The organism is Bacillus sp. JAS24-2 (assembly GCF_008274905.1).
In the GTDB taxonomy this organism is placed as follows: Bacteria; Bacillota; Bacilli; order Bacillales; family Bacillaceae_G; genus Bacillus_A; species Bacillus_A cereus.
This window is the reverse complement of the sequence record NZ_CP031069.1, coordinates 443079-457964: the sequence shown is the minus strand read 5'-3', so window position 1 is coordinate 457964 and position 14886 is coordinate 443079. Positions and strand designations below refer to the sequence as shown.

Here is a 14886-nt window from a genome sequence, read left to right as displayed (position 1 = left end):
TTGGTATAAGGAGGAACTAAAAAAATATATTTAGAATGTAATATATTTTTTTATGAAACGAAAGCGGAATTAGAAAGAAAGATTAAAGAATTCTTATAAGGAAAGTCAGTAGTTGATTCTCGTCAACAGAATGCTAATATGAGAAAAAGCATAGAATCCAATGAAATTACTTTAGAAACTAAATTAATTCCTGAGGGATTTAAATTTAATCAAAAGGCTAGAGAATTCTTTGTGAATTACTATAATGTTCCGAATTTTTCATTTTCTAAAGACGTGGCAGTGGCATTACGAGAAGCAGAGCGTAAAGGCGATTTTGATATGTCAGTAAAGGATTTAATAAAGTTCTATGAAGAAGGGAAGAAAAGAAAGAAGAATACAAGAATAGATTATCCTGAGGAAAGAACGTATCAATGGAACAATTTTGTAAGGGAATTTAATAAAGATAGTAGAATAAAAGGTATGAAAAAACAAAATGAATATAGCTTCTTTTTTATGGAAGATGGTAAAAACTAATCAGAGGTCTAAAGAATACAGAAGAGAATTGATTGATGAATTTCGTCAAGAAATTGAACATTTATCTAAATCAAAATTACAGCCATCTCCGAACGAGAAAACCCATTGAATTTAGGGATGGGGTGATAGTGAGATTATATACAGGATACGATTAAAAATTGAAGGGTTTGTGGTACTCTGTATATAATAGGAGAAAGTAAGAGATTGTATGCTATTCGCCGATATGATGATAAGGAACAAAGATAGATAAAAAATATAGACGACAAAGTAAGCTGTGAAATTATTAATTTTATTGAGTATAAAACGACATTAGTTGGTATTAAGCTTGAATATGTGAACCCTACTTATACAAGTTAAATCCTTAGAAATATCCATAAGTAAGACAGAAAATACAATTGTAAATGTGGGTTTGAGAAACATCATGATATCGTTGGAATGGTGATTATTCGCTACGCAACTGTGATTGATGGTAATAGTCAATTAACTTAAGGACTTATTTTGTCCGGCTTAGAATGGACAATGAAATGCTCTTATTTTCAAGGCTGTTTAAAACAGAAATGGACTGCGAGTGTTTAGTCATTCAAAAATCTCACTCGTTAATCCGTAAGGATTCAGGCTTGCGACTTCAGTTGTGGGATTCTCAAATAGGAGGAACAGGTTCATTAAAGAAATTGTTTTAAATATAATCATTATATGATATAGGAGGAAACACAGTATGGTATTTAAAATTATCAAAAACAGTCGAATCCAATCGCTTCAATGTTTACGTTGTTCTGCCACCTATGAAATAAATGATTTCTTTGAGGGGTGTCCAAAATGTTTAGCGGAAAAACTGCCTTCTAATTTAAATGTGATTTATACCAACTATGATAATACTTGTTTATTACCGTATAGCACCTATATTTCTTTAGGTGAAGGAAATACGCCTCTTATCCCTTTAGATAACAGTAAGTATGGTAACGTGTATATAAAATATGAAGGACAGAATCCAACAGGTTCACATAAAGATAGAATGAGTTCTTTAATTGTTACTAGAGCCGTTGAAAAAGGGTGTAAAGGTGTTGCAATCGCATCTAGTGGAAATGCTGGAGTATCATTAGCTGCTTATGCTGCTTATGCAAATATGCCATGTACTGTAATTGCTACAGACTCTTTAAATGAAAAAATTTTATCTCTATTAAAAAATTATGGTGCACAATCCATAATTACCGATACTTATGATGAGAGATGGAGCATATTACATAAACTTTCAAAAGATGGATTTTATCCTGCAAGTAATTATATACTACCTCCTGTAGGAAGTAACTTTTTTGGCGTACAAGGCTATAAAAACATTGCATATGAAATCTTACACCAATTAAATGGATTAGTACCAACAAAAGTCATTATACCTGTATCAAGAGGGGATCTGCTATGGGGGATTTGGCAAGGATTTAAAGAAATGTATAAAAGTAAACTTATAACTACATTACCGAATATGATAGCAGTTGAACCATTTCCTAGATTAACAAGGGTATTAAAAGGTTCCTTGTATACACAAGAATTTTTGGGAGAAACAATGTTAAAGTCATTGGATGGTACAACAGTAACTTTTCAAGCTTGGAATGCACTAACGGAATCTAATGGTTTAGCCATAGTTATTTCTAGTAATCAAGCGCTTCAAGCTCAACAAATTTTATTGAAAAAGGGTATATTTCTTGAAGTATCTGCTTCTTCTACAATAGCTGCGTTAGAGCAACTTCAAGATAAAAAATTATTAAATAACACAGACCTTGTTATAGCGATTGGAACTTCATCAGGATTTTTAGAAGTGTAGCCATATTTTATGGGGTATTTCTTGTATAATGAGAAGTAGAATTAGGATTAGAAAAGGATCCAAACGACACAAGGGTTATTTACACATAAAGAGAAATTCAAATTTCCCTATGGTTTTAGAGGAATTCGCATATAAAATTTTAGCCTACTATATTTCAGGACGGAAAACCATAACTCAATTAAATGATACGCCTTCATAAATAAAAAAAGAATAAGTTCATTTAACGAAAGGGCATAAATTTATCATTTTAGCCAAGAAGACTCCTTCCTCAAGGAACGCGAAGTGAGTAGGTGGGAGATGAATTGGCTTCGAACAAGGGATGGCAAGAAGCCATCTTAATTGTTCGACATACATAAAGTGTTACTTCACTATCCATCGAATGTACGTTCGGTATATAATAGTCATATACCGAAATGGAGGTGAATCAAATGATAATTAATAAAGCCTATAAGTTTCGTATCTATCCAAATCAAGCACAAGCAATTCTAATTAACAAAACGATAGGTTGTTCTCGCTTTGTATTCAATCATTTCCTATCCCTATGGGATCACGCATATAAAGAAACTGGGAAAGGTTTAACATATGGTACATGTTCTGCCAAACTTCCTGCCATGAAGAAAGAGTTTGTTTGGCTAAAAGAAGTGGATAGTATTGCGATTCAGTCGTCTGTTCGCAACCTTGCGGATGCGTATACACGCTTTTTCAAAAAACAAAACAGCGCACCGCGCTTTAAATCTAAGAAGAACAACGTACAATCTTATACCACAAAACAAACAAATGAAAACATTGCCGTTGTAGGGAACAAAATAAAGTTGCCAAAACTAGGCCTTGTTCGATTTGCCAAAAGTCGCGAAGTAGAGGGGCGTATTGTAAATGCTACAGTTAGACGGAACCCTTCTGGTAGATATTTTGTGTCACTATTAGTTGAAACAGAAGTACAAGAACTTCCGAAAACACATTCTTACATTGGAATAGATGTAGGACTAAAAGATTTCGCTATTTTGTCAGATGGAACACACTATGAAAATCCGAAGTTTTTCCGATCATTAGAAGAGAAATTGGCGAAAGCACAGCGTGTTCTTTCTAGAAGAATGAAAGGATCTTCTCGCTGGAATAATCAACGAGTAAAGGTAGCTAGAATTCATGAATACATATCAAATGCTAGAAAAGATTACTTGGACAAAATTTCAACTGAAATCATCAAAAACCACGATGTGATCGGTATAGAGGATTTGCAAGTATCGAATATGTTACAGAATTATAAGTTAGCAAAAGCAATTAGTGAGGTATCTTGGTCGCAATTTCGATCCATGTTAGAATACAAAGCAAAATGATATGGCAAACAAGTCATTGTCGTATCGAAAACATTTGCTTCCAGCCAATTATGTTCTTGTTGTGGATATCAAAATAAAGACGTTAAAAATCTAAACCTACGTGAATGGAATTGTCCTTCTTGTCGTACACACCATGATAAGGATATTAACGCAAGTATCAATCTAAAGAATGAAGCGATAAGGCTTCTAACCGCAAGGACTGCGGGGTTAGCCTAATCAATTAGAGTTCGATAGAACTCTTTACTTAGGAATCCCTCACTTCTAAACGAAGTGAAAGTAGGGGTAGTTCAATCAGTTCAGTGAGCATACTAAAGAAGCTCGAGCTACTGAAAAATCAGAAAACTTAATTTTAGAAAATTTATGTAAAAAAGAAAGCTGTTAGAAGGGCGCTTCAAAAGAATCTTTTTTGGAGAGCATCTGAAAGATGAAGCATATATAAATAATTTTGTGTTTTTTCAGTTGTCACAACATATTAATAAATATATGTCGTACTATAGCCAATATAGATATTGATGGAATAAAAAAGATGAGTTCTATATTAAACAGAACTCATCTTTTTATTTTGCTTAATTTTTTCAAAATGTGTTTTACAAAGAATCCAGTTTGTACAGAAGCTCTCTTTTTATGAGATTTAGAAAACTATAATATTAAAAAGAAAAATAGAATATGGCTTGCATTCATTCTATTTAAATGTTGTATTTTAAAGAATTTAACTTAAGAATGAACCAGTTCCTTTACAGGAAGTTCACTAGGCATTTTGAATTTTCGTTCCATAGTTCTTTTTTTGATCTCTACTCTATCAATTAAAGATACATTTTTTTCTATAAGCCACTCATCATCATAAATTTGGTCTAAGTAATTGACTCCAGTATCAGGTATAATGGCTAATGCGGATTTAGCATCACTATTTGCTAACCAAGATAAAGCTGTAAATACGGCTAAACCACCTGATCCACCAATCATAAGTCCATGTTCTTTAGCTAATAATCTACAAATAGATATTGCCTCTTGATCACTTGCAATTCCAATTTTGTCTATTACTTCTAAATTTGTATTTCCTCCTCGCCAACTTAACCCTACGCCGTTAATTAAATAGGGACTAAAACAATTATTAAAAACAGCGGATCCTTGTACATCACATGCTACAATATTAATATGGGGTTTTTCTTTCTTAACAAGTTTAGCCACTCCACATAAATGTCCACCTGTACTTACTGCCCCAACTACAGAATCGATAGGTAATGTTAAAACTTCTTTTCCGGTAGTCTCATAATGATAAGCAGGATTATTAGGATTATCATATTGATTAGGCCAATACGCATCTGGATATTTACTTAATAATTCCTGAACGCGTTGAATTCTAGATTTTTGGTATCCGCCTGAAGAGTCAGGATTATGAACCATTTCCACCTGTGCACCGTAAGCCTTGTACCACTTTAAAATGCTAGGGCTAATCTTAGGATCAACTACTATAATGACTTTAAATCCATATACAGCCCCGAGCATTGACAATGATTTCCCTAAATTCCCTGAAGTGGACTCGATTAAGACACCGCCAACTTTTAGTTTTCCGCTATCAAGGGCTGACTTGACTAATCCAAGGGCTGTTCGATCTTTAACACTGAGGTTAGGATTAAAATAATCTAATTTCAGAAAAAGTTTTTTCCCCTCTGGGATTAAAGCGTCATTTAAAGCAACTACAGGTGTATTTCCTATACATTCAGTAATACTATCAAAAAACATAAGATTCTCACTCCAAATTTTAAATTTAAATTAAATAAATTATTTACAGCATTAAATATTTATGTACTTAAATAATATATTTTTGTTTTAGGCCTCACAAAGATATATAGGGTCTGTATATAGTCTGATTGAAGATTCCCAATCTTTTAATAATTCATTCCAGTTATCTTGATCTAAATCTTCTCTTATTAAAAAACTTAATGGTATATTCAAGTTTAAAACTCGCCCGCAGTCTAACGAGAACTTTGTTACACCAGCTGGTAATAATAAGTTTGATTCAACAATACGAACAATTTCAGTAAAGTCTAATGCTGGATATTTAAAAGTGATACCTTCTGTAGGTAATACTTCGTTATTATGAATTCTTTTAAACTCATACTTATCAGTATAGGAATTAACTATTTCTTTCCACCTAGAAACCTTTTCTGAAATATTACTTAAAGAAGAATTTTTATTGTATAGATAAAATACATTGTCGTTAAAATGAATGCTAGCTAATAAACTGTTTACTTGTTTTTGAGCACTTAACTCTATGCCCGGATTATTTTTTAACTCATCAATTAGTAAAGCATCATTCGGAACATGATGTGCCCAGGCATTAATAGTAACCTGATTTATATCAACTACTTGAACTACTATTCTTTTACAATTTAGTTTTATAAGAGAAGATGTACGATGTGCACCGTCCAGAATTAAATATTTATCCTCATTAATTTGTAATGCTATTGGTGGATTTTTTAGTTTTTGTTCTTTTTTTATCTTTTGACTAATTCCTAGAAGGCGATCTAATTCATATTCTTCATGTAAGAATACGCTTTCAATTGGTAATACTCTTAATTCTGGTAACAAATTTATTCCCCCTTAGTATTAATGAAAAATAACCCTTTAATGGAAAAACAAAACATCCAATTAGCATTATATTGGAAAAAAAGGAAAGAGTCAAATAAATTTATTATTTCTGAAAAATAAAAAAGAGTTACTTGATTTTTTATCAAAATAACTCTTTTTTAGTGTAGTTTAATCTTACGTTACAGTAACATAACACCTTGTTGAATTAAAAACTAAGAAAATTCTTTTATTACAGTTTCTCTGAGTAATTGAAGTGCCTCATAGATCAACATTTGCTCTTTAAGTTCTAATTTACCCAATACCTGTCTTATTTTCTCCTCATCTAACTCTGTGTTTCTTTTTAATACTTGCTTTCCTAAATTAGTCAATGTTACATATGTTTGTCGTTCATCATTAGGATTTTTTCGTCTTTCAACGTATTCTTTTTTCTGTAAGCGTTGTACATGTTCAGAGGCTGTATTGTGAGATAGATTCATTATTTTTGAGAGAGAGGATATTGTAATATTTTTATTTTTATAAATGGCTTGCATAAAACGTATATTTTGATGAGTTAATATCTCCACATGCTTATAGTGAAGGTAGTAATATACATCTGTCCACGCTTCATTTATTTTATTTACGTCCATAGTTTTCACCTTTGCTATATATTTATTAAAAATAGTAATCAAAAAATAGCATAATGTCAAAAAATAATTTAAGAGCCTCCAATCAAAACGTATTTAATTAAGTGGCAACTCTTTAATAATATCAAAAAAGTCAAAATAATATTTTGACATTATTTCTCACATGTCGTATCATACGACATGAAAGGATGTTATAAGATTCTAGTCGATGGAATAGTATTTTTACTTCTTTCAAATATTACAACGGTTTCTACAACTACTTTATTTTTTAGATTAAGGAGTGAGAAAATGAATAGTTTTTCAGTATTAAAGAATAGAAATTTTTCTTCTTTTTTTATTGCATCATTAATTTCTATGTTTGGTGAAGGGATTTTCAGTCTTACTAGTATAGTAATTGTGGCTAAAGATACTAATTCAGTAATGGCTATAAGTTATATGCTGATTATTACGATGCTACCATCTGTATTTCTATCTCCTATAGCGGGTGTAATAATTGATCGTTTTAATAAAGCAAAGATAGCTATAATATGTAGTGTATTAAGGTTCATCTTTATCATGATCATTCCGTTATCTAGCTATTTCGGCTTCTTTTCAGTATCAATTCTATACGTATCGATATTTTTCAGTTATATAATTTGGTATATTTTAGGACCGACAACTGAAAGCATGATTAAACAAATTCTAAAAGAAGATGAATATATGCAAGGTACTTCATTTACTCAGGCAGCTTGGCAAGTAGGATTATTAAGTTCAGCTATTATTGCAGGTAGTTTGTTAAAACATGTAGGTACAAGTGTTACATTAATAGTTGCAGGTTCAGTTTATCTAATAGGGGCTTTTATATATATGAGAATGCTCCATTTATACTCAGTCAGACAGAAAGATACTTTTGAAACAACAAGTGTAAAAGAATATCTATTAGACATAAAGCAAGGATGGATTTATTTCGGTAAAAACAAAGGATTATTCTATATTGCTTTAACAGCTTGTATAGCAACTCCTTTTTTTAGCGCTATAAATATATTAATTGCTCCATTTAATTACGAGATTCTTAATGGAAACGAATTAACATTAGGAGTTATTGACAGTGCTGCTGGAATAGGAAGTTTTATTTCAGTTGGTTTATGTTTATGGTTAGCTAAGAAAAAAGAAACACCGTACTACTTAATGCTATCATTTGTTCTATTAGGATCATTCACTATATTGTTTAGTTTATCTAATACATACCCCGTTGCCTTCGTTATTTATATTCTAATTGGCTTTTTTGTAGGAAATGTTAAAGTTTTATCTAAATCTCTTGTATATAAGTATACTCACGATCATTTTATAGGGCGCATTATGACAACAATATCTATGCTAAGTCTAGCGTTGGGAATTATAGTATCGTTGGTTATTGGATATATTGGAGAGAAGAATATAATAAACGCATATTGTATGGTGGGGATATTCTTGATTATACCTGTTATATTAACAGGTCTTGGTGTATATGAGTTGAAAAAGGAAAAATCCATAGTCTAGTATACTTAAAAGTCAATTTTTAAAACTTAATTGAAAGGAGGTGATTCTTTTAAAAAAAGGAATTAGTACAACAAAAATAATTTAGATTACTTGAATATCAATATCTTAATAATAAAGAGCTGGGAGGAATATAAAATGAAAAATATTTTGTTTATTGAAACAAATACTACTGGAACTGGGTCTCAAGCCATGTATGCGGCAAAAGAAAAGGGGTATAAAGTACATTTTTGGACAAGTGATCCTGCTCAATATGATAGTATAAAAACTGATAACCCTTTAATGATAGCAGATGAGATTGTTACTATTGATACCTATAATGTAAAAGAAATGATTCGGAAACTAGATGATTCTTCAACAAAGTTTGACGGTATTTTAGCTTTTGATGATTATCATTTACTGCCTGTAGCAGAATTGGCAAAATATATTAATGTACCGGGACATAATATCGAAGCTCTACAATTAGTTAGATATAAAAATTTAACTAGAAAACATTTCAAAGAGAATGCTGAAAATTTAAAGTTTAAACAACCAAACTTCTACATTATTGAACGAGATACAAACTTGGATGATCTTGATATTTCTTTCCCATGTGTACTAAAACCTGTAGATGATAGTGCTAGTAATGGTGTATCAATTTGTAATAATACTGACGAACTAAAAACAGCATTTGGAAATGAAATACAGAGAGAAAAGAATGAACGTGGTTATATCCTTGAAAGAAAATGGTTAATTGAGGAATACATTATGGGCCAAGAATACTCAGCTGAAATGCTATTTACTGATCTTGGGTGGAAATTAATTTCTGTAACACAAAAAGAAACTTATGGAAAACATTCAGTAGAAGCCGGACACGTAACATCCCCAGAATTAGCGCCAATACTTCAATTGGAAGAATATTGCATTAATCTATTATCGACCTTTAATTTAGACTTTGGAGCTGCTCATATTGAGTTTATACATAAAGAAGGTAACATATATTTAGTAGAAATTAACCCTAGACTAGCTGGAGATTGCATTCCAGAGTTAGTGAAAATATCAACTGGTGTAAATATGGTTGAAAATATTGTACTGCAAGCTATTGGGAAATCAGAAAAAATTAATCCTGATAGAAAAGGTTCTGCAGCTGTTCAATTTTATATGCCTGAAAAAATGGGAACATATACACAAGTATTTAATGTTCAAGCTGCACAAAGTTCACCAGGAATTAAACAAGTCAGCACAGTAAATTTACCTTTTAAAGTTGAAAAGGTATCTAGTAGTTATTATAGATTAGGTTATGTCATAAGTTCAGGGGAAACACCAATAATAGCTAGTAACTCTGCCAAAACAGCAATTAGTTTATTGGAATGGGAAATTAAAGAAGAAGTTATTGCTAAATAATCTATTAAACAATATATTAAACCTAAAAAATACATGTATCAAATGAATTTATGAAACAATAACTTTTGACAATAATAGAGTTAAAATAGAAAAAGTATGATTTGAGTAAAATAAAACTACTTCAATCATACTTTTTATTTTATCATTTTAGCCAAGAAGACTCTTGCCTCAAGGAACGCGAAGTGAGTAGGTGGGAGATGAATTGGCTTTGAACAAGGGATGGCAAGGAGCCATCTTAATTGTTCCACATACAGAAAGTGTTACTTCACTACCAATCGAATTTAGGTTCGGTATATGATAGTCATATACCGAAATGGAGGTGAATCAAATGATAATTAATAAAGCCTATAAGTTTCGTATCTATCCAAATCAAGCACAAGCAATTCTAATTAACAAAACGATAGGTTGTTCTCGCTTTATATTCAATTATTTCCACGCATACAAAGAAACTGGGAAAGGTTTCACATATGGTACATGCTCTGCCAAACTTCCCGCCATGAAGAAAGAATTTGTTTGGCTAAAAGAAGTGGATAGTATTGAGATTCAATCGTCTGATCGCAACCTTGCGGATGCGTATACACGCTTTTTCAAAAAACAAAACAGCGCCCCGCGCTTTAAATCTAAGAAGAACAACGTACAATCGTATACCACAAAACAAACCAATGAAAACATTGCCGTTATAAAAAGCAAAATGAAATTGCCAAAACTAGGTCTTGTTCGATTTGCCAAAATTAGCGAAGTAAAGGGACGTATTGTAAATGCTACAGTTAGACGGACCCTTCTAGCAGATACTTTTTGTCATTGTTAGTTGAAACAGAAAAGTACAAGAACTTCCGAAAACAAATTTTTACATTGGAACGGATGTATGGTTAAAAGATTTCGTGATTTTTGCAGATGGACCCATCTATAAAAACCTGAAGTTTTTCGATCATTAGAAGAGAAAGTGGGGGAGTTTAAATCTGCAGCAAGTCTTACAAAAGAAGTGAAATGTAATATTATATATAGTGAGAAATACTCATGTTTAACGGTTCTTTGTGGATATAAAATTTTTTCTAACAAAATTATTTCTAAAATCTTTTTTAAAAATAATATTGACTATTTTGTATGAATATTTTATCCTTTAAAAGTAAGTAAGTGGTTGCTTGCATTTGTTGTTAAAAGTTTTAATAAGATTTATTGAAAGTTGGATGGAAAATGAATGAAATTACAAACACATCAGAACGTATTATTGAAGCATTTTTAGAATTATTTCGTACACATGGATATAAGGGCACTACAACTCGTGCTATTTCAGAACTAGCGGGCGTAAATGAAGTAACTATATTTCGAAAGTTTGGAAATAAAAAAAAGGTTATGGAAAAAGCCATTGAATACTTGTCACGTGATATTGTCTTAGATCAATTAATGCATGAGGAAAAAACTTGGGACCTTGAACATGACTTGTTGTTAATTGCAGAGGGGTATCAAACATACATAGAAAGAATGAAAGATTTGATTTTGATTAGTTTTCGAGAAGCTGGAATGTTTCCGGAACTCAATGAAACCATTGCGTTAATTCCTAAGCAATTAAAAGAAAGTTTAGTTTCGTATTTTAATGAGATGAGTAAAAGGGGGAAACTCATTGAAACCGATATGGAAGCTCAAGCCATGAACTTTATTTGGATGAATTTCGGTTATTTTACTTCTAACTCGCGCTTTGGTGATAATGTATTTTCAAACTCTAAAGAGGCTTTTTTAAAACATAGTGTCCAACTTTTTTCTAGGGGGTTAACTCCCTAGTTCTTTTTGATGACAAATGAAAGTAAGTGCTTGCTTTAAATGGACGGATGGGAGATATAAAATGAAAACCTTAAAAAGTTTCTTTAAACATCGTGAAACCTTTATTGGAATTGCAACAGCATTTTCTTTTTTATTAATTTTCTTTTGTGTATGGATGACTGCATATGATGGTGTTACTGATCGAGTTGACAATTTAAGAGTAGGAGTAGTGAACGAGGATAAGCAAATGGGGGTAAATATTGAAAAAAGTTTAAAGAAGAATTTAAAATTTAATGTTAAAGGTTACAGTTCTGTAGTTTCCGCAAAGGAAGATATGAACCAACGTAAATTAGATATGGTTATACAAATTCCTAGGAATTTCTCGGATTTATTAGTGAAAAATAAAAATACAGAAATTAAGTATTTTATTAATCAGGCAAATTCTTCTTTAACAAAGCAGATTATGGAAGGAGCAACAAAAGATATTACGAAAACAATTAATAAAAATGTATACACTTATAAACAAAAACTTACTATTTCAAATTTACCTAATGAATTAAGTGCAGGGATACCATCAGAAGAATTAGCTCAAAGGTTATCGGGAAGTATCACGAAAATATTGAATGCACTAAACATTGATTCTGTTCAACCAAATATTGAAAAAACAAATAATACAGAAGGATTTGCAGCAACCATGCTTCCGTTATTAATTGTTCTTGCATCTTGGGTTGGCGCTATGATCATGAGTTTAAACCTTAATAGTGTTGCAACATTATTAAGAGACGTTTATGGAAAATGGTCTATATTTGTAGCAAGGCAGATTATTAATGTTCTTGCATCAATTATTTTAGCTGTTATTACTCTATTATTTATGGCTATATTTGATATAAAACTGAATACAAATATATTTGCAACATGGATGTTCCAAACACTTGTCTTCTTCTCTTTCTTAAGTGTAACACAAATGTTTGTCATTCTATTTGGTCCTGCGGGCATGGTGTTTAATATTATTTCGCTTTCATTACAATTGGTTACTTTTGGAGTAATTGTTCCAAAAGCAATGCTATCAGAGTTCTATCAAACTGTAGGTTCTTATTTTCCTGCAACCTATGTAGCTGATGGATACTATACAATAATTTTTGGTGGAATTGATTTATCACACGATATGAAAACTTTACTTATTATTTCAATTAGTACTATATGTATTGCAATGGGAAGAATTGCTGTACAAAAGAGCACTAAATCACAATTAAACAAACTACCTGCTGATAAGAATGTTATGGTACATTAATTTATGCGATAGAGAAAGTATCTGAATAAGTATGTTGAACACTAGATAGTTTTATTAAATTACATTTTCCTTATAAAGCAATAAAAAGCACAATTGAATTACGTTTTTAGTTCTAAAAGGCAGCATGTAAACAAGATATGCTAAGAGTGCAAAGAAGTGAAAACTTTTGCACTCTTTTGTACTTTACCCCACGATATCCTCAAATAATGAATATAAGTAACTATAACGAAAAGTAATTTCACATTTTAAGTTTTTTATGCTGGAATTAAGTTAGTAAACCTACAATCTTTTTAGTTAATCTGCTATTTTTACTAATAAGTTTTGACTATGATTTGTGCCAAAATAGTAGTAAAAACTTTCTGGTGTTTAAAGAAATTACATTAAATATGGTTGGAGTTAATTCCTTTTTGATAATTAAGCAATTATTGTAATTATATATTTTTCATTTTTTACCTATATTCCTTCATTAAGTGCAAGGGGGGAGTATATTTTATTCGTAAACGTCTACTTCTGATACTTTATATTCGTTGCGTAACTCTTTTAGATCTTATTCCAAAGTTTTAACTAAGCTATGCTCTTAATACTATATCCATTCTAAGAATTCAAATCATACATATATATACTCTGTATTATCCCTTTTTTACATATCGCTGACTTATAGCCAGCACAAATTGCACTATTATGAATAGTATAATAGCTATTTTCAATTAATATTGAATTTGCAATTTGTTCATTTGTTTGTAGTATATTTACTTTTTGTAAAGGGAAATGTAGTCCATAACCTAAAGCTTTGACAACGGCTTCTTTAGAGGACCAAATTGTAAAAAATAAATGTTTTTGTTGTAAAGTATCTAGTTCATAAAATATTCCTTTTTCCCTATTGTTGAGGAAATGAGAAGCGATTTTTTGATAATTATCTAGTACTTTTATTTTTTCAATGTCAATTCCAATTTTTTTCTTTGCTAATGCAATCACAACTAAGTCGGCAGAATGAGAAATATTAAAATATAGGTTCTGATTTTTTAGATAGGGTTTTCTATATTGGGTATATGATATTTCAATATTTGATGGAGAGGTTTGTGTATACAAGGAAATAATATATTTTGTAATTCCTCTACAGATAATATAATTTTGTCGACGAATTTCATTTTTAAATTGAATTGCATAGGTGTATTCATCATTAGAAAGCCAAGTAGTGTATAATTTGATATGTTTTTTTAATTCATTAATTTTGCATTTCCAAACATGAACTTCATCTGGATGAAATAGGTTATACATTGTTTTCATAGTTTTTCCACATCTGTATATTAATAATTTCAATAATTTTTTTTATATTTCCATCTGTTTTTAAATAAAAATGATCACCTTTAAAAGAATAGACATCCAAATCTTTATTTGTATATTTACTCCAATTATTGTGATTAACAACATGAGGGTCCTCATTTCCGATAAATACACTAACAGGACAGTTGATAGAGTTATAGTTATTGCAGCTATAGGAATCTACAATTTTAAAATCCGACCGAATATATGACAAAAAGTACGAAAAAGCTTTTTTATCTTGTAATAAAAGGTCTGGAGTTTGTGTATAGGTTTTAAGTTCTTTGAGTAATAATGCGTCTGGTAGTTTATGTATCAATTTACTTTTTGGTGTATCAGGTGATGAAGCGGCAGAGATATACAAAATGAGTGGCTTAATTTTATCCCTTTCGAATAATAATTTAGTTAACTCGTATCCAATATATGCACCCATGCTATGACCCAAAATAGCAAAAGGTTTATTTATATATTCAGCCAACTCAAGAAGTATGCTGGATACTAATGGTTGCATGTTATCAATAGTGTCTTCTTTATAACGATCATCTCTCCCAGGTAACTGTACCGAGAGTACTTCAATATCTGCTCCTATTTTATTACTCAAGTTTCTATAAGCCGAAGCTGCTCCTCCGGCATGGGGAATACACAGTAATTGGAATTTTGCCTGTGGCTTAGGATGGAAAATACGAATCCATTTTTTCATAAATTGTCCTCCTCTTCTGAGATTATGCATTATAAATAATA

Annotated in this window: 11 protein-coding genes and 3 pseudogenes; 9 read left to right on the top strand and 5 right to left on the bottom strand. The window is 31.0% G+C overall.

The window, feature by feature from the left end:
- The first annotated feature begins 138 nt into the window (after positions 1 to 138).
- The 4 genes and pseudogenes from DN407_RS29230 to tnpB all read left to right on the top strand — a co-directional run bounded on the left by DN407_RS29230 (position 139) and on the right by tnpB (position 3879).
- Positions 139 to 513, top strand: coding sequence for a hypothetical protein (locus DN407_RS29230; RefSeq protein ID WP_149217003.1), 375 nt, complete (start codon positions 139 to 141; stop codon positions 511 to 513).
- 186 nt (positions 514 to 699) lie between these two features.
- Positions 700 to 1002: pseudogene (locus tag DN407_RS32465) on the top strand (zinc ribbon domain-containing protein); the annotation flags it as partial.
- A gap of 226 nt (positions 1003 to 1228) precedes the next feature.
- Positions 1229 to 2329, top strand: a complete 1101-nt coding sequence (locus tag DN407_RS29220) for a threonine synthase (protein ID WP_149217002.1) — start codon at positions 1229 to 1231, stop codon at positions 2327 to 2329.
- A 428-nt stretch (positions 2330 to 2757) separates the two neighbouring features.
- Positions 2758 to 3879, top strand: a pseudogene (tnpB, locus tag DN407_RS29210) (IS200/IS605 family element RNA-guided endonuclease TnpB).
- A 498-nt stretch (positions 3880 to 4377) separates the two neighbouring features.
- Here the strand turns inward: tnpB and DN407_RS29205 are convergent.
- The 3 genes from DN407_RS29205 to DN407_RS29195 form a co-directional block, all read right to left on the bottom strand.
- Complete coding sequence (locus tag DN407_RS29205) at positions 4378 to 5406, bottom strand: pyridoxal-phosphate dependent enzyme (protein ID WP_149217001.1); 1029 nt, start codon at positions 5404 to 5406, stop codon at positions 4378 to 4380.
- 87 nt (positions 5407 to 5493) lie between these two features.
- Positions 5494 to 6255: a ParB N-terminal domain-containing protein gene (locus DN407_RS29200; protein WP_149217000.1), complete on the bottom strand. Its 762-nt coding sequence runs from the start codon at positions 6253 to 6255 to the stop codon at positions 5494 to 5496.
- Positions 6256 to 6467: 212 nt separating this feature from the next.
- Positions 6468 to 6881, bottom strand: coding sequence for a MarR family winged helix-turn-helix transcriptional regulator (locus DN407_RS29195; RefSeq protein ID WP_078994960.1), 414 nt, complete (start codon positions 6879 to 6881; stop codon positions 6468 to 6470).
- A 285-nt stretch (positions 6882 to 7166) separates the two neighbouring features.
- Here DN407_RS29195 and DN407_RS29190 point away from each other — a divergent pair, with 285 nt between their 5' ends.
- From DN407_RS29190 to DN407_RS29170, 5 genes and pseudogenes are all read left to right on the top strand, one after another.
- A complete protein-coding gene (locus DN407_RS29190) occupies positions 7167 to 8396 on the top strand; it encodes an MFS transporter (RefSeq protein WP_149216999.1) in 1230 nt (409 codons plus the stop codon).
- A 135-nt stretch (positions 8397 to 8531) separates the two neighbouring features.
- Positions 8532 to 9776: an ATP-grasp domain-containing protein gene (locus DN407_RS29185; protein WP_149216998.1), complete on the top strand. Its 1245-nt coding sequence runs from the start codon at positions 8532 to 8534 to the stop codon at positions 9774 to 9776.
- Positions 9777 to 10104: 328 nt separating this feature from the next.
- A pseudogene (locus DN407_RS29180) lies at positions 10105 to 10702 on the top strand (RNA-guided endonuclease TnpB family protein); the annotation flags it as partial.
- A gap of 268 nt (positions 10703 to 10970) precedes the next feature.
- Complete coding sequence (locus DN407_RS29175) at positions 10971 to 11555, top strand: TetR/AcrR family transcriptional regulator (RefSeq protein WP_149216997.1); 585 nt, start codon at positions 10971 to 10973, stop codon at positions 11553 to 11555.
- Positions 11556 to 11616: 61 nt separating this feature from the next.
- Positions 11617 to 12825, top strand: a complete 1209-nt coding sequence (locus DN407_RS29170) for a YhgE/Pip domain-containing protein (RefSeq protein ID WP_149216996.1) — start codon at positions 11617 to 11619, stop codon at positions 12823 to 12825.
- A 594-nt stretch (positions 12826 to 13419) separates the two neighbouring features.
- Here DN407_RS29170 and DN407_RS29165 read toward each other — a convergent pair.
- Positions 13420 to 14112 (bottom strand): 4'-phosphopantetheinyl transferase family protein, encoded by a 693-nt coding sequence (locus DN407_RS29165; RefSeq protein ID WP_149216995.1) that lies wholly within the window; start codon positions 14110 to 14112, stop codon positions 13420 to 13422.
- The gene (locus tag DN407_RS29160) at positions 14096 to 14845 is read right to left on the bottom strand and encodes a thioesterase II family protein (RefSeq protein WP_179955827.1); all 750 of its coding nucleotides are present in this window, start codon (positions 14843 to 14845) and stop codon (positions 14096 to 14098) included. The genes DN407_RS29165 and DN407_RS29160 overlap by 17 nt, the downstream gene beginning before the upstream one ends.
- Positions 14846 to 14886: the final 41 nt, after the last annotated feature.